17 protein-coding genes and 5 pseudogenes are annotated in these 18,317 nt (G+C 70.5%); 12 read left to right on the top strand and 10 right to left on the bottom strand.

From position 1 onward, the window contains the following. Window positions 1-102 (top strand): annotated as a pseudogene (locus tag IF30_RS45430) (IS5/IS1182 family transposase); the annotation flags it as partial. Window positions 103-107: 5 nt separating this feature from the next. Here IF30_RS45430 and IF30_RS48720 read toward each other — a convergent pair. Then, the gene (locus IF30_RS48720; protein WP_051710707.1) at window positions 108-593 is read right to left on the bottom strand and encodes a hypothetical protein; all 486 of its coding nucleotides are present in this window, start codon (window positions 591-593) and stop codon (window positions 108-110) included. A 300-nt stretch (window positions 594-893) separates the two neighbouring features. Between IF30_RS48720 and IF30_RS0120780 the strand changes: the two are divergent. From IF30_RS0120780 to IF30_RS0120765, 4 genes and pseudogenes are all read left to right on the top strand, one after another. Beyond that, window positions 894-1,847: pseudogene (locus IF30_RS0120780) on the top strand (IS110 family transposase); the annotation flags it as partial. A gap of 64 nt (window positions 1,848-1,911) precedes the next feature. Continuing rightward, on the top strand, window positions 1,912-2,520 hold the full coding sequence (locus IF30_RS0120775; protein WP_051710705.1) for an Imm21 family immunity protein: 609 nt from the start codon (window positions 1,912-1,914) through the stop codon (window positions 2,518-2,520). 64 nt (window positions 2,521-2,584) lie between these two features. Next, window positions 2,585-2,908: pseudogene (locus IF30_RS0120770) on the top strand (transposase); the annotation flags it as partial. A gap of 647 nt (window positions 2,909-3,555) precedes the next feature. Then, on the top strand, window positions 3,556-4,059 hold the full coding sequence (locus IF30_RS0120765) for a metallophosphoesterase family protein (RefSeq protein ID WP_030240543.1): 504 nt from the start codon (window positions 3,556-3,558) through the stop codon (window positions 4,057-4,059). 292 nt (window positions 4,060-4,351) lie between these two features. On the opposite strand, the gene IF30_RS0120760 is transcribed toward IF30_RS0120765, so the two are convergent. Further along, window positions 4,352-4,966 carry a TetR/AcrR family transcriptional regulator gene (locus IF30_RS0120760; RefSeq protein ID WP_030240539.1) on the bottom strand — a complete coding sequence of 205 codons (615 nt, stop codon included), beginning with the start codon at window positions 4,964-4,966 and terminating at the stop codon, window positions 4,352-4,354. Window positions 4,967-5,072: 106 nt separating this feature from the next. Here IF30_RS0120760 and IF30_RS0120755 point away from each other — a divergent pair, with 106 nt between their 5' ends. Both IF30_RS0120755 and IF30_RS45420 read left to right on the top strand, forming a co-directional pair. After that, entirely contained in the window at window positions 5,073-5,495 is a 423-nt protein-coding gene (locus IF30_RS0120755) for an ester cyclase (RefSeq protein WP_030240536.1), read from the top strand. A gap of 86 nt (window positions 5,496-5,581) precedes the next feature. Then, a pseudogene (locus IF30_RS45420) lies at window positions 5,582-5,782 on the top strand (IS701 family transposase); the annotation flags it as partial. Window positions 5,783-6,808: 1,026 nt separating this feature from the next. Here the strand turns inward: IF30_RS45420 and IF30_RS0120745 are convergent. Next, complete coding sequence (locus IF30_RS0120745) at window positions 6,809-7,225, bottom strand: expansin C-terminal domain-related protein (protein ID WP_030240534.1); 417 nt, start codon at window positions 7,223-7,225, stop codon at window positions 6,809-6,811. 178 nt (window positions 7,226-7,403) lie between these two features. On the opposite strand from IF30_RS0120745, the pseudogene IF30_RS49455 reads away from it, so the two are divergent. Continuing rightward, a pseudogene (locus IF30_RS49455) lies at window positions 7,404-7,582 on the top strand (IS30 family transposase); the annotation flags it as partial. A 754-nt stretch (window positions 7,583-8,336) separates the two neighbouring features. On the opposite strand, the gene IF30_RS0120740 reads toward IF30_RS49455, so the two are convergent. The 4 genes from IF30_RS0120740 to IF30_RS0120720 form a co-directional block, all read right to left on the bottom strand. After that, window positions 8,337-8,732 carry a hypothetical protein gene (locus tag IF30_RS0120740; RefSeq protein ID WP_107054465.1) on the bottom strand — a complete coding sequence of 132 codons (396 nt, stop codon included), beginning with the start codon at window positions 8,730-8,732 and terminating at the stop codon, window positions 8,337-8,339. Between the two features lie 341 nt (window positions 8,733-9,073). Further along, window positions 9,074-9,787 (bottom strand): hypothetical protein, encoded by a 714-nt coding sequence (locus tag IF30_RS0120730; RefSeq protein WP_030240528.1) that lies wholly within the window; start codon window positions 9,785-9,787, stop codon window positions 9,074-9,076. A gap of 528 nt (window positions 9,788-10,315) precedes the next feature. After that, on the bottom strand, window positions 10,316-11,443 hold the full coding sequence (locus IF30_RS0120725) for a hypothetical protein (RefSeq protein WP_030240526.1): 1,128 nt from the start codon (window positions 11,441-11,443) through the stop codon (window positions 10,316-10,318). Window positions 11,444-12,314: 871 nt separating this feature from the next. After that, window positions 12,315-12,854 carry a hypothetical protein gene (locus IF30_RS0120720; RefSeq protein ID WP_030240525.1) on the bottom strand — a complete coding sequence of 180 codons (540 nt, stop codon included), beginning with the start codon at window positions 12,852-12,854 and terminating at the stop codon, window positions 12,315-12,317. Between IF30_RS0120720 and IF30_RS0120715 the strand changes: the two genes are divergently transcribed. The 4 genes from IF30_RS0120715 (at window position 12,847) to IF30_RS0120700 (ending at window position 17,221) form a co-directional block, all read left to right on the top strand. Next, window positions 12,847-14,004: an ArsR/SmtB family transcription factor gene (locus IF30_RS0120715; RefSeq protein ID WP_078891550.1), complete on the top strand. Its 1,158-nt coding sequence runs from the start codon at window positions 12,847-12,849 to the stop codon at window positions 14,002-14,004. The two genes, IF30_RS0120720 and IF30_RS0120715, sit on opposite strands and share 8 nt — an antisense overlap. A gap of 198 nt (window positions 14,005-14,202) precedes the next feature. Beyond that, on the top strand, window positions 14,203-15,081 hold the full coding sequence (locus IF30_RS47980) for a hypothetical protein (RefSeq protein WP_030240520.1): 879 nt from the start codon (window positions 14,203-14,205) through the stop codon (window positions 15,079-15,081). Next, window positions 15,078-15,506: a sugar dehydrogenase complex small subunit gene (locus tag IF30_RS47975; RefSeq protein WP_030240518.1), complete on the top strand. Its 429-nt coding sequence runs from the start codon at window positions 15,078-15,080 to the stop codon at window positions 15,504-15,506. Before IF30_RS47980 ends, IF30_RS47975 begins: the two co-directional genes overlap by 4 nt. A 20-nt stretch (window positions 15,507-15,526) precedes the next feature. Then, window positions 15,527-17,221, top strand: coding sequence for a GMC oxidoreductase (locus tag IF30_RS0120700; RefSeq protein WP_030240515.1), 1,695 nt, complete (start codon window positions 15,527-15,529; stop codon window positions 17,219-17,221). Between the two features lie 162 nt (window positions 17,222-17,383). On the opposite strand, the gene IF30_RS0120695 is transcribed toward IF30_RS0120700, so the two are convergent. From IF30_RS0120695 to IF30_RS0120685, 3 genes are all read right to left on the bottom strand, one after another. Next, window positions 17,384-17,584 (bottom strand): hypothetical protein, encoded by a 201-nt coding sequence (locus IF30_RS0120695; protein WP_030240511.1) that lies wholly within the window; start codon window positions 17,582-17,584, stop codon window positions 17,384-17,386. Between the two features lie 25 nt (window positions 17,585-17,609). After that, entirely contained in the window at window positions 17,610-17,990 is a 381-nt protein-coding gene (locus tag IF30_RS0120690) for a hypothetical protein (RefSeq protein WP_030240507.1), read from the bottom strand. Between the two features lie 111 nt (window positions 17,991-18,101). Then, a complete protein-coding gene (locus tag IF30_RS0120685; protein ID WP_030240505.1) occupies window positions 18,102-18,302 on the bottom strand; it encodes a hypothetical protein in 201 nt (66 codons plus the stop codon). Window positions 18,303-18,317 lie beyond the last annotated feature (15 nt).

Below are 18,317 nucleotides of genomic sequence, written 5' to 3'. Positions count from 1 at the left end.
CGCCTTCGCATCCGCTGGGAACGACGCGACGACATCCACGAAGCCTTCCTCGGCCTCGCCACCTGCTTGATCACTCACCGCCACGTCCAACGTCTCTGTTAGGACCTTTAAGCCTGCTCGTCAGCCGGTCGCGGGCCCGCGGGCGGGGTCAGGTTCTCGTCCGGGAAGGCCCAGGCGGGCCTGCGACCGGGCTCCGGGCCTGCCAGAACCTGAACATCGAACTGGCTCATGTCGTTCTCGTGGTCTCGGGCGGTGAACCCGGCCGCCGACAGGATCGCGATCACCGCGCCGGCCATCGCGGCCTGGACCTCGCCGGACTGCCGGATCGCCGCGGTGACTCCTCGCCGCTGTCTGGCGTCTTCCATCACGTTGCGCCGCAGCTGGGGGCCGACTCTCCAGGTCACGACCACCTCGGGTTCCGCGTCGGGAAAGACGCGGTTCAGCCAGTCGATCTGGACCTCCGCGCCGACAGCCAGCTCGGGTGCCAGATCATTCGCGACCACCGGCAGCCCGGCTGCAGCGAGCTCGTCACGGACCCGCCGGGCCAGCCGCTCGAAAGTGGCCTGCACGCCCTCATCGCCCGTCTCCTCCATGACCGCAACCTATCCAACCGCTCCGACACGAAGGACACGACCCATGACCACGACTGCGCCGGCCCCCGCACCGGCCCGACCCCGGCTGGCCGCACCGGCCTCGGCCGTCGCCGCGACCTCCGGCGCCGCGTTCGACGAGGCGATCGCGCTGACCCGCCGTCTGAAACTGCCGCACATCCGCCGGGCGATGGCCGAGATCGTCCCGACCGCGAAGACCCACCGCTGGGATCCCGCCGAGATCGTGCGGACCCTGCTGGCCGAGGAGGCCGCTGGCCGGGATGCGGCCAACCTCCGCACCCGACGCGCGAGAAGTCCTACCCCCGCGACGCCTTGGTCCTGGCGAACATCCTGCGCACGGATATGCACGCCCACCGGCCACTGCCGAACGACAGCGACCTGGCCCGCGCCATCGCCGTACTGGCCCGCGCTCAGCAGGACGCGGTCTGGAACCGGCAGCAGATCGCCAACCAGCTCCGCCCGCTGCTGCGCGAGTACTACCCAGCCGCTCTAAAGGCCTTCGCGAAGTGGGACAACGGCCTCTGCCGACCCGAGGCCCGAGAGCTGCCGAAGCTTGCGCCCACACCGGCCAAGGCGATGAGCCTGACCCGAACCCAGATCACGGCGGCCCTCAAGCGCGCGGGCCGCAAACGCGGCGTCGAGGTGGACGTCGAGCGGCTGCACGAGGCCTTTCGCGTTGACTGGGCCCGCCAGCCCGAGCTGGTCGAGGACGCGCTCGGCAAGCAGACGCTCGCCTTCCTCGGACAGCTCACGGCCGCCTGCACCGCCGCCGACGACCTCGCCCAGGCCGTCGAGCAGACGTTCCCCAAGCACCCGAACGCCAAGATCATCCTCAGCTTCCTCGGCCTCGGCATCCAGCTCGCCGCCCGGGTCCTCGCCGAGATCGGCGACGACCACACGCGATTCGCCGACGCCCGCGGCCTGAAGGACTACGCGGGCGCCTCCCCCGTCACCCGGGCCTCCGGCAAGAAGTCCAGCATCACCAGACGCTGGGTGAAGAATGACCGGCTCAACCACGCTGGCTACCTCTGGGCCTTCGCCGCCCTCACCGCCTCACCGGGGGCCAAGGCGCACTACCGGCGCCGCCGCGACACCGGAGACTGGCACGCCGCCGCCCAGCGCAACCTCTTCAACCGCATGCTCGGCCAGCTCGACCACTGCCTCAAGAACCGCCGACCCTTCGATGAGCAGGTAGCGTTCCCAACTCTGCAAGGGGCCGTCCAAGCGGTGGCGTAGATACCGGAGGCATGGCTCCACCCTGGGCCTCTTGCCTGTCACTGGTCAGCGGCACACTGAGCACATGAGTTCTGATCGACCTGATGTCCGGATGTCCCTCGGTCTGACTTGGGTCAAGTCCATGGGCGGTCCGCTGATCGTCGTTCCGGTGTCCGCGCTGCAGTACTGGAGCGGCTGCACCGAGGACGGCATGATCATGGGTGACAGCGACCAGCCGGACGACTACGACCGGGCCTGCGAGGTCGAGGACCTCGCCGAGGTGATCGGCCTACACGGCCACAGCAACGCTTCCGCGCTGGTACTGGGCGACGAGGGCGCCACCACCTGCTACCTGCCCGAGTACAGGGCCTTCATGCGCTGGCTCGCTGCCGACTCCGACGCCGAGCTGCTCGCCGCCACCGAAGCCACGCTGAACGACCCGGCGACTCCGTGGGAGGAATGCGGCCTCTGGGAGACCGACGGTCCAGCGGTCCTCATGGATTCGGTCGAGGCCGGCAAGAATCTCGATCTGCCCTACCCGGACGGCAGGGGCCAGCCGGACCAAGCGCCGGTTTTCCTGCCCGCAGGACGTTGGAGAGTTCGTGCGTTCCACAGGACCGACGACTCCCCCTGGATCAGCGTGGTCCAACTCCTCCCGGAGGCCGATGATGTCCAACCGGCTATGTCTCAGTGACTCGAACACCGGGCGCGCATCCGCAGCCCCGAATTGACGCCTTCGCAGCGTGAGGTGTCTGGATACCTCCGCCGAGCGGTCGACGAACTACAGGTGCTCCATTGACCACCAGGTCGTCATCGACGCCGACACCCGCCTGGTCGTCGTGGTTGGCCGGCCTCTCGTCCGGAACCGCAACGGCTGCAAGGCGTGGGAGGAATCCGGAGCCGAGGCCGCCGTCGGCAAGACCCTCACGATTGCCGACGGCGGCTGTCCAGGCGCCGGGCTCGTCATCCCGCACGGCCGAGAGCGCGGCCAGAGCGAACTCCCGGGCTGGAAAGAGGAACACAACAAGTCCCACAAGCAGGTCCGAGCCCGCGCTGAGCACGTCTTCGCCCGTGTGAAGACGTAGAAGATTCTCCGCGACTGCCCCTCAAAGGAGGCGGAATCCTCGAGGCGGTGAGAACGCCGCCATCCGGCCCCTGACCAGGGTGAACCACCGAAACGGCGGGACCAGGGACGAACGCCGAACACGCACGCATACGAGCAGCCCAAAGAGCAGCCAGGCACGCAGCCGTACAAGCAGCCGCCCCGAGTCATCCGGGGTTCTCGGGGAGGGAGTGGTCAGACGGCTTGCCCGGCCGGTCTCACCTGGGGAAACGGGGACTGGCCCGTGCGGATGCCGCTACCTTCGATGCGCCTCGCGGTCCCACCGCCCAGCCCTCAGGTGAGCGAGCACCCTGTCCGGGCAACTACCCGCCCGGCGCCGATAGCCGTCGGGGTGAACGCCCAGGGGCGGGCCGCCGTGGGCTCTGGTCAGGCTCCAGTTGCCTCGGCGGTGATCCGCGCGAGGGCGTCCTGAAGCCGCCGGACGGCCTCCTCGCGTCTGTGTATTCCTCGGGATCGGGCAGGACGGTGCCGAAGGTTCCGCCCCGGCCGGCCGGTAGGGCACGCCAACGCAACACGGGTTCGAGGGCCTGGACCGCACCGGAGAGGAATGCGCAGCCTGGCTATCCTGCGGAGAGGATCACGCAATCTGCCCGCCGGGGAGCCGCCATGCGCCTTCTGCTGACGTCGGACACCCACATCCCGACCCGTGCCCGTCGGCTGCCGGCGTCGCTGCTCGACAGCGTGGACGAGGCCGACGTCGTCTTCCACGCCGGCGACTGGGTCGACACCGACACCCTCGACCTGCTCCTGGCCAGGTCCAGGCGCCTGGTCGCCGTGCACGGCAACAACGACGGGCCGCAGCTGCGGGCACGCCTACCCCTGGTGGCGCGGGTGGAGCTCCAGTCCCTGCGGTTCGCCGTGGTGCACGAGACCGGCCCCGCCCGAGGCCGTGAGGAACGGTGCGCCGCGCGGTTCCCCGACGCCGACGTCCTCATCTTCGGGCACAGCCACATCCCCTGGGACAGCTGCGCACCCACCGGGCTACGGCTGCTCAACCCCGGATCGCCGACCGACCGCCGCCGCCAGCCGTTCGCGACCTACCTCACTGCACAGCTGACCGACGGACGTCTCGATGACGTCCGCCTCCATCACCTGCCACGCCGCTCCTGACCCCGGAAACCCACCCGGAACCCACGGCAACCCGCCGGCTGCGCCGGCAGGCCCATCCGGAACGTCCAGCGGAGCGCGCCGGACACGCATAGGCGAAGACATCCGGCGAGGCCCGCAGCGTCTCCCGGACAGGGCACACCGAGCAGCCGCTCACCCATGGCGGCCCGCATGGCGACACGGCACCTGACACTCCGGTCGTAGATCGTGATCTTCATGCCTGAGCGGCTTGCAGGAGCGGTCCAGAGAGCGTGTTTCGAGCATGCAGCGGAAGTCGGCGTCGTGCTTGCCACTTTCAGCGGATGCTGTCGTCCGGTGTCGAGGGAGTGTCCGTGCCCTGTCTGACCAGGACGACGAGTCGCTCTGCTTGAGTGGCGTCGGTGGTGGTCAGGGCGATCCCGTTGGCCAGGGCAAGTAGTTCCGATGCGTTGAGGTCGGCGCGGACAGTACCGGCGCTTTGCGCCCGGGTCAGCAGTGCGGACGCGGCCGTGTGCATCGCGTGGTGCCAGCCGTCGAACAACGCCGATCGCTGACCGGTGCGGTCATCAGGGATCGACAGCGCCAGTTCCCGCTTGGCTGCCACGTGTGCGATGAAATCCTGAAGCCAGTCGAAGAGGGCGTCGCCGGGAAGGTCCTCGGCCAGTAGGGACTGGCTCCGGGCGCAGAGCTCGGCCACTTCCTCGGAGTAGACGGCGATGATCAGTTCGCGACGCGTCGGGAAGTGCCGGTACATCGTGGCGTTGCCGACGCCGGCCCGGCGGGCGATGTCGTCAAGCGGGGCGTCGACGCCGTGGTCGTGGAAGACGTCCCTGGCCGCGGCCACGAGCAGGTCGTAGTTGCGCTGAGCGTCCGCGCGACGACGACGCTGGGGTTCCGAACGCGGCCCAGGTCCGGCGCTCTGCGATGGCATGACCCTCCTTGTTAATCGGGGACTTCCCCAATTACGGTAGCCGAACACAGCAAGCGGGGAACTCCCCAGTTGCTGCCTCACGTGTCCCCACCGGAGGAAATGCCGCATGCCGCAGGGAGCAAGAGACACCACGCACGCAGGACCGGGAGAGATTCACCGGCGCATCGTCGAGAGCTACGCGCAAATCCTGGAAGGCAGGCTCGAAGACGCCCTGGAACTGATCGACCCTGAGGTCGTCGACCACCGGGGAGGCACCCAAGGCGATCACCGGGGACGCACAGCCTGGCGACAGAAGTGGGAGCGGATGAGCGCGGGCAGCGCGTTCCACGACGTCTCGGTGACGATCGAGCAGAACGTCGTCTCCGGCGACACGTCCGTCAACCGATACACCAGCCGGGGCGTCCACACGGACTCCGGCCGACGCTACGAAGTCCTCAGCATGGACATGGTCCGCGTCCGCAACGGCCGAATCGTCGAGCACTGGGCCCTGCGCGACGCCGACGCGATGCGGGACCAGCTGGGCCTGTGAAAGAACCTCCTGTCTCTGACGGCCAACTGGTGACCGCCGCGCCCAACGAGAACCTCGACCGCTGGCAGGAGGCGTTCGACAACCTCATGGACCGGGCCACGGGTCGGTTTGCCCGGGTCGAGCCACGGCCCCGGATGAGGAAATTGGCGCTTGGACTGCTGTCCGACCTGCCGCGCAAGAACTGCTGGACCATCGCCGAGTGGGCCGGCGACACGACTCCGGACAGGGCCAAGTGGGATACCGATCAGGTCCGCGACGACGTGCGCAGCTACGTGGTGGAGCCCCTATTCGCCTCCGTGGCTCGCACGCGCAGCTCAACGCCGGGCATCCGCCGCCTTCCAGGGCCCGGTGGTTGTGGGGGTGGTAATAGCGCCGGGCGAGTTCGACCGCGTGGCGGGCCTGGGACTCGGCCTCGTTCGGCCGGTCGAGGCCGAGCAGGACCTGGGCGGTGACGGTGGCGGACAGAGCGGTGCTCGGGCCTTCGTCGGCCCCCGGGTCGTGCGCCTGGACCTCGGTGAGGATCCGTAGTGCCTCTTCGGACCGCCCCAGGGCGGTGAGGCTGCGGGCGAGGCCCAGGAAGAAAAGGCCGGCCCCGGGGCGGCGGGCCAGTGCCTCCGTCCATCGGCGTCGTAGTACTCGCTTTCGATGGTGGTAGCGGGGGTGCTGGCATCAGGAGTCACATCAGGAGGTGCAGCAGGAGTCACATCGGGAGCTACATCCGAAGTTGCGCCGGGAGGCCCGGGACGGGCCGTTCCCGGGCCGCGTGAGCCTACGCCGACCGGGCCGGACGGGACGTCAGAGCGCCGTGGTGCCCCGCCAGGGGCCGTCCATGAGCACTGCGGCCCCGGACCGGCCGGGCCCGGGGCCGCAGGCCGCAGCGGCGTCCGGTCTCCGCCGGGCGCTCACCATCACAACAGCCCCGCAGGGTGGGAACCCCTGCCGTCCGCACCGTCACCCACCCACGCACCACCCACCAGCAACCAGGGCAGAGAGACGGACAGAAGGGGTTGTCGGGATTTCCGGCCGCCCGAAAAGGGCCGATGAGCTGCGGCAATGCGCCGAAAGCGCCGGAAGAGGTGGGGTCGTCACCGAGGCCGGTGCGGTCGGCCGGGCCGTCCAGGGTGCCGCCGGCGGCGAGGGAGGCGAGCAGGCGCCGGTACGACCTGTTCCAGTCCGGCTCCAGGCGCCACAGCTCGTCCAGGCCGTCCAGCTTGGCCACCTGGTCGCCCGGGCGCAGCGGCGGTGGGTGCGGGTGGCTCGGCGTGCGGTGCGGCGGTGTGGGGCGGGGGGTCTGGGTACGTGCGAATTCGACGTCACCTTCCGGTACCGCAGTAGAGCCCGCCAGGTGCCCAGTTCCCGGGGATGACGTCCCTGTAAGTGGTGGTGACCAGGCCCGATGTGCGCAGGCTGAAGGGCGGGACGAGGGGATGGTTGGAGTCCAGAGTCCAGCTCAAGCCCACGGACTGATCCGACTCATGCATCGGGGTCCAGGACCCGCTGGTGTGCTCCATCAGGTCGACCTGAGTAATGGCCAAATCATCAGCGACCGCAACGGAGAAGTGCTTCGGGGTGCTGCCCCTTTCGACGAAGAAGCAGTCCACGCCCACCGTCCTGGGCGTGGACTGGACGGGTGTCGTCATGGCCTGGGCTGCGGCGTGCGCCGTGGCGGCACTGGAGAAGCTGAGGAGCAGGGCAACTGAGGCCGTTCCGGCGGCAAGGCGTCGAGTCATACCACCAGCGTCCGACGGACGAGCAGGTCACGCAGCTGTCCTTACTGCGAACGGCCCCGAGGCAGCCACCGAGCCGGCCGAGGTCGAACGGGAAGCCCGGCACCCAAGCGCGGTGGAGCGGTGCGGATCGGCCCCACCGCCGAGCATGTGCGCGATGCCCTCGTGGAGACCGTGCAGGACCCTGCCCGGCCGCGTGGTGCGCTCGCTCACCCGGGATGAGGGTGCCTGGACGGCCGCCCACGCCCTGTTCACCGTTGCCACCGGCGCCTCGGTCTACTTCTGCGACCCGGCCAACCCCTGGCAGCGCGGCTCAACGGTCTGCTGCGACAGTACTTCCCCCTGGGAACCGACCTGGCCGGCGGGGGAGGTCGCAGACGGCCTGGTGGTCGTCGTCGGTGAGCGGGTGGAGGCCGGCGCGGTCGAGGGCGGTGTAGAGGGGCTGGGCCCCGGCGCCAGCGAGGCTGCGGCGGGCAGCGTCTGTGGTCTGTCGAGCCTGGTGGGCGGTTTCGCGGGCGCAGGCGGCGACGTCCTGGCGGTGGCGCTCACGGCGCAGCGCGTGCTGAAGGGCGGTGTCGTGGTCGGGGTCGTAGCGCTCGACGCGAGTGGCGGCGGTGTGGTCGTGGACGCGCTGCCACTCGGCGGGGCGGTCGGCCGCGAAGGCGAAGGTGGACTCGTGGTCGGCGTCGGCGTGAGTGCTGGAGGCCGGCTTCCCGCTGGCGGCGGATCAGGCAGACGCGGCCGCCGTGGACCAGGACCGCGCACACCCGCACCCGGACCGGCTCGCTCACCGTGCCGCCGCTCGTCATGGCCAGTACGCGGTCGCCGCCGTGGCCGTTCCGTCGGCGCCGGGCGGCAGCGTCGGCAGCGTCCAAGCCGGGTCCGGTGCCCAGGTCGGCCAGCCGGCGGCGAACGGCCTCGGCGCGGTCGTCCAGCATGGCGATCGCCCGGCCGTGGGCCCGCTCGATCTGGCGGCCCGCATAGTCGTCGAGCACGCCGAGACGGCGCAGCCGGGCGTACTCCTCAGTGTCCTTCCAGTGGTGGCCCCGCAGACGGAGCCGCCCGGCCGACAGCCGTTCCTCCACCCGCCGGTGCCTGGGCAGCGGGGCCGGTGTCAGGAGCCGGCAGCCAGCCGGATCGGGGTGGTGAGCAGGAGGAGCCGGCCGGTCGCGGCGGCGTCCGGGAAGTCGAAGACGCCGGTGAAGGCGCCGGTGATCAGCAGCAGGGTGCGCTGCTCGCGGATCCGGCGGCGCCACTCGCGGGTGGCGGCGATCTCGCCGTCGAACCAGGTCGCTCCGTCCGGGCGGTGGATGATCAGTCGGGCGTCGGCCATGACGGCGGACCACCCGGGCTGCGGGCCTGCCGGGTGGCAGCGGGCGGTGTCGCGGTCCGTCCAGCCGTCTTCGAGGACCAGCGGCCGGGCCGGGTGCGCAGGCAGGACCAGGACCGGACTGCGGTCGGGCAGCAACTCCGGCCACGGCATGCCCTGTGACCCGGTGCTGCCGATCATCTCCACACGCGGTCCCCTTCCCCCCTGCGACCCGCTCACCCGCTCGCAGGACAGATCACATCATCGACCAGGAGCCGGCCGCCGGGTGCAGGAACGCTCGGACAGGCCCCGGGCCGGTTCACCGTTCCGGTGCGGCGACCGCGGCGGTATCGAGCCGGAAACTGGCCTCCGGAGCGCTTGCGGAGGAACTCCTTGAGGTGGACCTTGCGGGCCGGAATCGTACGGGCCCCGTCGAGAGCACCACTGGCGAGGAGTTCGTCGGCGACGGGCACGACGTCCAGACAGGTCACGGGGCGTAGAGCACTCCATGATCACGGGAACCGTCCCGCTACCGCCCCCGGTCAAATCAACGTCGCAGCCCTGCCCGCCACCCAGTCCCGCCAGACGTGACGGGTATTCGGCAGATCGGGGTGCTCAAGGAGCCGGAGCACGTACCCGGCCTGGCACCGGGCCCACGGGCTGTCCGAATCGACGGCACGACCAAGCCTGCCGCGCAGGTCGGCGCTGTCCACGGCCCGGGCCACCCGCACGTATTCGCGGTCTTTGCAGCGATACGCACGGCGGACGACGATCTCGACCAGGTCGGTGAGCTTCTCCTTGACCGCCTCGTCCTGCTGGGCGCGGGCCAGGTCCCGGATCAGGCTCTGCTTCGTACCCCACGACTTCGCATGCCGGGTCCACTCCTGCGGGTACCTCGCCTCCCACTCCAGGAAGAGCAGCGCATAGGGCAGCCCCGGCCACTTCGCGACGTCTCCGCTCAGAGGCCTCCCCCACACTCCATCCGGCAGCGAACCCCGCTGGGCTTGCTGATACTTCTGGCACGCCCGCCGAAGGGCCGGCGCCCCGTACTGCCCGTCCACCCCCAGAGGCCTCGTCAGCAGCCACACCTCGTTGAACCGGCCGAGCGCGTCCGCGACCTTCCCCTGGGCCTCAGCCAGACGCTCCAGCGCCGCGGCTCTTGCAGCCGGATTGTCCGATATCAGTCCGAACGCCCAACCCAGTCGCTCATCCCATCCACGAGCGTCGTCCGCGCCTGTGCCTTCCTCTTCAGTCACGCAGGGGATCATCCCCCAGCGGCGTCGGCCTGCTCCACCCGACCGACGGTGCCGGGAGACGCGAGGCCACCGAGGCGCGCCGGACACGGGGCAGGAACCGCCCGTTTGCGCTCCCCTCAGCTCAAGCGATCACGAAACGGACGCCCGCCGACCACGCCGAAGCCCTGGCACGGGAAGGGGGACACCGACCGGTCGTGGCCACCGCCGCCCGCACCGTCTGCCACAGTGGCCGGCGAGGCATTCGACGGCCCAAAGCCCTAACCGGGCTTCACTTCGAGGCGGCCGCGACACCTGACGGGTGCTGAGACGGAGCAGGCCGCCCGCGACCGCCGCCGCGGATCGTAGACCAGCACCACCCGGCCGTGCGGGAACAGCGCGCGGCACAGCAGGGGGTGTTCAGCGCGGCCAATTCCACGGCGATCGGCTCCTGGACGGCGCGGCGGGCTCGGCGCCGTCCTGGTCGACGCGGTCATCAAGGTTCCGGGGGGTATCTCGACGAACCTCAGGGGCAGCTTCCGGAGCGACCAGTCACGGCCGGCGGACGAGGCCGGCCGCGTCGATCAGGCCCTGCTCCAGGGCCTGGCAGACGAGGAGGGCCGCGTCGTCGGCGGTGTCGCAGGCGAGCGGGTAGTCGGGAGCGTTGGAGTCGACCAGGAAGGTGCCGCCGACCAGCACGGCCCAGCCGTTCACGCGGGCCGCGCCGTACTCGATCCAGCCGAGCGCGCGGCCGTCCTTGCGGACGAAGAAGAGGTCGGGGGCCCAGCTCCAGCCGACCAGGTCCCATCCGGAGCCGAGGAACGTGCTGGCATTGCGGATCAGGTCGTAGCGGTCCAGGCCGCGCAGGTACGGCTCCGGCGGCGGGCGCAGCGGGTCGTCGTCCTGCCGGCGGGGGAGCACGACTGGCGGGGCCGGTTCGGCGGCGGCCGGCTCTGCCGGGACAAGCTGCTCCTGCTCCTCGTCTGCGGCCGCGGTTTCGCCCCGCGAGGCGGAACCATCGTCGTCCTGGTCCTGGTCCTGGTCCTGGCCCTGGTTCTGGCCCTGGTCGTCGTCGGCCCGGCCGGCGTCGTCGCCCCACAGGTCGGTCCGCTCGGCCACGCGCCGGTTGATCCGCTCGTTCTCGGTGAGATCGGGCCAGCGTGCCTTGTCCCGGATGTCCTGCGCAGTGGCGAAGACGCGGGAACTGTAGCCGGGCAGCGTGAGCGTCAGCTCCTTGAAGGCTGCGACCGGGTCGCCGTTCTCCGTCTCCTCCAGGAACCGGGTGAGCTTGCGGCGCAGCGCGTCGGCCAGGCTGAGCAGGTAGCGGCCGTCCTCGCCCCAACGGTCGAGGTCGTTGTCGGCCGGGACGGCGGCCGCGAGTGCAGCAGCAGCCGATGCAGCAAGGTCCGGCGCAGCAGCAGTGGGTGCAGCAGCCGGCTCGGGTGCAGCAAGGCCCCGTGCAGCGGCGGCGGGTGCAGCAGCCTCGGCCGCCGCTGCTTCGCGGGCTTTGGCCTTGGCGCGGTCGACCTTGCCGCGGCACGAGCGGGAGCAGTAGGTGCTCAGCCGTCCGGTGGGGCCCTTGAGTGCCGGGTTCGAGCAGTCGGGCCGCGCGCATACCCGGGCCTGGCCTGCACCGTCGGCCGGCTGGTCGGTGGCGGCGTTCGGCGGGGCGCTGTCCATAGGCGGGATCGTAGCCGCCGTCAGCGCCCCGGACGGGTTTCGCCTCGGGCAGCTGCCAGCGGGTCGAAATCCGGCGGCCGGTCGCGGGGACAAGCTACCGGGACCAGGGGAACAGCATGCAGCGCTGCGACCGGCGGCCGTTCCGCAGGGCCGCCGGACGGGCGAGGGTCCGCAGGGTGCGACGGGGATCGCACATGCCCTGACCTGCGATGGTGAGTTTCAGCGAGGCGAAACTCACCGGCCCTGCGGGCGGAACTCACCGGCCGTACGTGACCTTGATGGGGGTGGCGAGGTTCACCGGTCCTGACGAACGTGACCGTCCTGCCGGTGGTGGGCGAGCCGGCGGCCAAGGATGAGCCCCTCCTCCGCAACCACGACACCTGATCCGCCGAACCGTCCAGGCCACCCCACCTTCAGCGATCCCGCCTTCTGCCCTGCGGGTTCTTGTCTCGTTCGTCGATCCGAGTCAGTTGTGCTCGTAGCCGCTCCGCGTGGGCCTCTGCCCGATGAAGGCGGCGCTCCAGGGCATCGCGAGTGGTTCGCACGGTGGGCTGTTGCGACAACGTGCCATGGGGAATGGGCCAGCCCACGGCCTGGTAGGCGATGATCATGCGGGCGTTGACGCACGCAGAGCACCTCTGTTCCGGGCGTGGGCTCGGCCATCCTGCCGCGATCATGCGGCGCATGTGCTGACCATCCGAGGTCTCGAGAAGTTGCGGGTCGGCCGCTGCCGCCTGGTCGAACTCCTCGGCCGTCTCCCGCACTCTGACGGGGTTCACCCCCCAAGAAGCAGCCCTGGCCTCAGCAAGACCGCCGACGAGATCCCCGAACGACTCGCCTCATGTCTTGGACGAATTCCTGGCGCGGGACCCTAGTTGATGCGTGTCGACCAAGTCCACGGGGAGCCGTTCCCGGAGTCGGTCAGCCGCGCAATGCCCCACAGGCCGGTGGGGCAGTTGATGTAGACCTCGGAGCCGGCCGTCCAGCCGTACGTCGGGTAAGCATGGTTCTGCGACGAATCGCCGTTGATTCCATAGGTGACGCCGTTGCAGGAGTCGTAGACGCCGGTGTAGAGGCGCACGTCGGTGCTGCCGCCGACCGCGGAGACGGTGCTGAGGTAGCCACCGTCGGGCTCCTTGTAGATGCAGGGCTTGAGTTGCCAGCCGTACCACGGCGAGCCACTGCCGCCGCCCTGGTAATCGCCGCAGGAGACGTCGGTGGCGAGGGCGGCTCCGGCGCTGGTGGGGGCGGCGCTGACGGCGGCCGTCTGGGCGCCGGGCGCCCGGCCCTGGCCCCAGTTCACATGGTGAGCGGTGTGTTCGGTGGTCTGGGCGGCTGCCGAGCCCGTGGCACCGATGGCGAGGGCTGCTGCCGCGGTCGCGACTGCGGCCAGCTTCTTGTGAATGATCACGGGTCCTGGATTCCTTTCAAGGCTGGTCTGTGCGGTGAATCCAGGAAACACCACGCCAATTGACCGGTCGAATGATTCGATTGTCTTCGAATGGGCTGGCGAAGGGGGAGCGCTTGTGATCCGGATCCGCCTGGGGGCCCGGGGGTTGGGAGGCGTCAGGTTCGCGGTCTCGCCGGTGGGCTCCGCCAAGGACCTGCTCAGCATCATCGGCTTCAGTCGGAGCACACTGACCCCGGCGTGGCGGACCCGGGCCACGGGCGCGCTGTCCCGGCACCGGCTCGGGTTGCTGGCCGTGGTCGGCGCAGGCGGTCCCCTCGGTTACACCCCGGACTTCCTCCGGCCGGAGCCCCCGGCCTTCCTGACCGACATCGACACGGCGCTGCAGCAGATCGCGACGACTCCGCAGGAGCGGATCCGCTACGAGCTGACGGCTGCGATCAGCGGCCACTCCTGGGATCCCGCCTCGAGACACCCGGCCCCGCGGCAGCTCCTCCAGGCCCTCGACCGCGGAGAGGACCACTTCGCGCGCCGTCTCGCCGACGAGATGGCGCGGTTCTGGCACGCGGCACTGGCACCCTCGTGGCCGGCCATCCGGGCCCGTCTGGAGGCTGACGTCACCGCGCGGGCCCTGGAGATCGCCCGCTGCGGGCTCGCCGAGGCCCTCAACCGTCTGGCTCCGAACCTGGAGTGGCGCGACGGCGAGCTGGTCGTTCACCTCCGCCCGGGTGGCATCCATCATCTGACGCTGGACGCGGAAGCGGTGATCATGACGCCGAGCGCCTTCGTCGACCGGGCCCTGTTCTGTGCCGGGGAGCCGCCCGGTGTGCCGGCCCCCCGCACTGCGCTGATCGTCTATCCCGCCGCGCAGGTCGACTGTCTCCCGTCGGCGCAGGATCGTCCGCTGATCGGTGCGATGCGGCTGAAGCTCCTGGCGGAGCTGAGTCAACCGCGTTCCACGACAGAGCTCGCCCAGCGCCTCCATCTGAGCCCGGCCACCGTCTCCTACCACCTGCAGATCCTCCACCGGGCCGGGCTGGTGACCCGCACTCGACAGTCCCGGCACGTCCTCTACCAGCGGCTCGAGGGAGCAATGCCCGGTCCTCACCGATCGGCCCCGGCCATGACAGGGAGGACGCACCTTCTCGAGTGATCCCGTGTGTTCCCCGAACGCCGTGCACCCACGCCCGCGGGCCGGGGTCAGCACGTGGCCGGTGCCGGCGACCGCCTGCGGCAGGTGCCGACTCCCTGCGGGAAGAGGTCCACCCAGTCAACGCGCCGACGGCACGGTTCCGCGGTTTGTCCACGGAGGAGATGACAATGAGTCACAGTCCAGTCACCGGAGGCGCTCATGACCATGATGCTCATCAAGGGCCGCTACGAGGTCAAGAACTTCGAACCGGACGGCGACACCGTCCACTTCCTGCCCGACGACCCCGGCTTCTGGCCCGAACTCCCCGGCGAGCACAAGGTCAAGCGCGACATCCACGGCGGCGCCAGCCTCCGGCTCGACGGGATCGACGCGTTGGAGACCCACTACCAGGGAGTCGGCCCCGACTTCGTGCACCAGCCGCTGGAACTGGGCGCCCACGCCGCCCGGGACGCCCTGCTCACCTGGCTGGGCTTCACCGATGTCACGCAGGGGGCGGACGAGAAGGTCATCTCCGCCACCCCGGAAACCGTCCCCGGCTTCGTCCTCGCCAGCGGCGCCGACACCTTCGGCCGCTGCATCGCCCTGGTCGGCAAGGGCACGCCCATCCCGGACGCCAAGAGCGGAACGATGATCAAGGTCGACGCACCGCTTCTCCACCAGACCGCCAACCACGAACTGCTCTCCCGCGGCCTGGTCTACCCGACCTTCTACTCGAACCTGCCCAGGGAACTGCGCCTCGACATGGCCGCCACCGCCCGCCAGGCACAGGCCGCCAAGGCACCCGGCAGCGTCTGGGCCAACGACGCCACCAACAGCGGCGCCAAGATCGAGGACCTCAGCTCCATCACCGACCACCTGGTCATCCTGCCGAAGCTGTTCCGGCGCCTGGCCGACTACCTGCGCCTCTTCGGCCCTTCCCTCGACTCCTTCCCCGCCTACCTGGCCGGCGCGGACGACGAGTTCTTCCTCTCCGAGCAGACGACCTCCACCCGAGGCCTGCAACGCGTCATCGACATCAACGACAGCACCGTCAAGCTGCGCCCCGGCATCGAAGACATCGTCTTCGTCGAGAAGTGAACCGGGAGGCCGACCGCACCGTGGACGACCCCGACTTCCTCGCACTGTCCGAGCACCTCACCGGTGAACCGGCACTCGACGGCCGACTCGCCGCGGCCTTCCGGCAACGCCTGAACGCCGCGTATCCCGCCGACCTCGGCAGGCTGCTCGACGCTTGGCGGGTCGCCGCCGCGTCCCCCGACCCGACGACGAACCTCCAGGCGGCCTTCGACGGGGATCCCGCCCTGGCGCTGGCCGCGCGCGCCACCATCACCGTCTGGTACACCGGCCAGTTCGCCCGGCCCGACGAATCCACCGATCCGGCCGCGACCTCCGCCCAGTGGCGCTCCGGTCTCATCTGGAGCGTGATCCAGGCCCACCCCGGATCCGCCGCCCCGCAGCCGCCGCAACCCAGCGGGTACGGCTACTGGACCCAGCACCCCTGAGCGAACGAGAGAAGCGATCCATGGACTTCGACTTCGACCTGGTCATCGTGGGCGCCGGCGTCGCCGGGGCGCTCACCGCCTGCACGGTGAAGGCGGCCAGACCGGACGCCCGCATCCTGATCCTGGACGCTGGCAACAACGCCCTCGACCAGGCCCAGCGCGCCCAGTTCGTCGACTCCTACCAGCTCTCCCCCACCAAGAACGTCCCCACCCCGTACGCCGGGCTGCGGAACAACAAGGACGGTTTCGCCTCCTCCCAGGACGGCGTCGGCGACCCGGCCGTCATGAACCTCTACTACGACCAGGCCGGTACCCCCGACCTGTTCAAGAGCGGCTTCCAGCGGATGACCGGCGGCAGCACCTGGGCCTGGCGCGGCAACACCCCCCGGTGGCTCGCCAACGACTTCCGGCTCAAGACCGCCTACGGCCGCGGGGTGGACTGGCCGTTCGACTACGACGAGTTGGAGCCCTACTACGTCCGGGCCGAACGTGCGCTGGGTGTCTCCGGCAACGACGCCGAGTGGGCACCGCTGACCCGCCGCAGCGCCGGCTTCCCGATGCCGGGCATCGCACCGAGCTACGGCGACCAGCGGGTGCGCGCGGCGCTCGCCGGCCTGCCGCCCGTCGACAACGTGGAGATCGTCCCGATCACCACCCCGCAGGCCCGCAACTCCCAGGAGTACCAGGGGCGCAGCGCCTGTCAGGGCAACTCGAGCTGTCTGCCGATCTGTCCGTCCGGGGCGAAGTACGATGCCGGGCACCATGTCCGCGAGGCGCTCGACCTCGGCGTCGTGCTCAAGCCCGCGTGCGTGGTGACGAAGGTGGTCCACCAGCAGGACAACTCCTCCACGGTCGTCTTCAAGGACTGGACGACGGCCGACCTCGCCGAGCAGAGCGTCACCGCCCGGCACGTGGTGCTGGCGCTCAACGCCGTGGAGATCCCGAAGCTGTGGCTGATCTCGGGTCTGGGCAACACCAGCGACCAGGTCGGGCGCAACCTGATGGACCACCCCACCGACGAGGTCGTCGGCCTGCTCGGCGAACCGGTCTTCCCCTTCCGTGGCCCGCAGACCACCCTCGGCATCGAGAGCTTCCGCGACGGGGCGTTCCGCAAGGACGGCGGCGCCTTCCGAATGACCATCGGCAACGACGGCTGGGGCCGCACCGAATCACCGGAGGCCGCGCTCGACCGCCTCATGTGGGACAAGAACGCCCAGAAGATCCGGCTGACCGGCGCGGAACTCCAGCAGGCCGTCAACCACCGGGTCACCCGCATGCTGCGGTTCAGCTACGCCACCGAGCAACTGCCCGACCCCGGCAATCGGGTCACGCTCTCCGCCAAGACCGACGTCCTCGGCCTGCCGCACCCCAAGCTCACCTACCGGATCGACGACTACTCCAAGGCCGCCCTCGCCTACGGCCACAGCGTCGCCCACCGGATCTGGCAGTACCTCGAAAGCACCGTCGGCGCCGACGAGGTCGCCCCCGCCGCCCCGGCCGGCACCTACAAGGGCTCCGGCCACCTGATGGGCACCATGCGCATGGGCACGACTCCGGCGGACTCCGTCGTCGACCCGTCCGGACGCTCCCACGACCATCCCGGTATCTGGGTCGTCGGCTCCGCCGTCTTCCCCACCGGCGGCACGTCCAATCCCACACTCACCCTCTCCGCCGTCACCCTGCGCACCGCCGACACCCTCGCTGCCGCCCTGTAACTGCGTCGCGCCCTCGCCCGCTGACCCGGCAAGACCGGGTTCGGACCACATCCCCGTTTGGCCGATTCGAGCGACCGGTCCGGGCCCGGCAGGCCGGTCGGTGGCACGACGGGTGCCGGCCGCCGGCGGTGGGGCCGGGCGGCCGGCACGGTGCAGGTGTCGTCAGAGCGCCGCGAGTGCGATGGGAGCGACCTTCGTGATGACGCCGAGGGCGTCGTCCCAGAAGGAGTCGGCCTCGACGCCGGCGGCGGAGCCGAGCGAGCCTGCGGGGGTGCCGGCGCGGTAGACCGGCGGTGCCGGCCTGGGGAGCTGCGGGGCGGGGAACCACCCGTGGTGTTCCTCGCGGACATCCTTGTTGATCATTTCCGCTCATCCCTTTCGTGCGGTGTCAGCGGCGGCCGCCGATGGCAGGGGGTGGCGGCGGCAGGCAGCCGGGGTTGGGGGCGCCGCCGCAGGCCCAGGGGGCCGGGTCCGAGAAGCTGGGGCCGTAGAGGCCGCCGGGGCCGTCCATGATTGCCGTGGGCGGGTCGGTGGCGGGAGGTGCGTCGGTCGTCCCCGTGTCCGGGCCCGCGCCCGCCTCGGCTTCGGCGATGGCGCTCGCGGTGACGACCGGCGGCACCCGGGTGGCGAAGCCGACCATCACGTTGGTGAGCGGCATGGCCGCGTTCGTGCGGTCGTTCACGCTGGGGACCACCTTGATCACCTTCAGGCAGGCGCCGTAGCCCTGACTGCGGTCGATCGGTTGCACCTGGGGCGGCTGCTGGTCCATGGTTTCTGCCTCTCCTGCTCGGGCTTCCGGTGGCCGGTCCTCGGCGGACGCGTCACCGGACGGGTGCCGACGGCAGAGGGCTCGGGTTCTGCCGTCGGCGTGGGTGCCTCGTCAGAGGAACTTGGTAGCGGTGTTCAGCACGGTGCCCAGGAGGTTCCCCCAGTCGAAGTTGGCTTCGACGCCCTGCGCGCCGCCCAGGGCGCCGGCGGTGGTGCCGGTGGTGCCGGTGCGGTCGACCGGCGGTGCCAGCTTCGGGAGCTGCGGGGTGGGGGACCACGCGTGGCGTTCCTCGCGGACTTCTTCGTTGATCATTTCCGGTCATCCCTT

The organism is Streptomyces sp. NRRL S-350 (genome assembly GCF_000719705.1).
Lineage (GTDB): Bacteria > Actinomycetota > Actinomycetes > Streptomycetales > Streptomycetaceae > Kitasatospora.
Note: the sequence above shows the minus strand (reverse complement) of the source record. Positions and strands in the feature narration are given on the sequence as shown.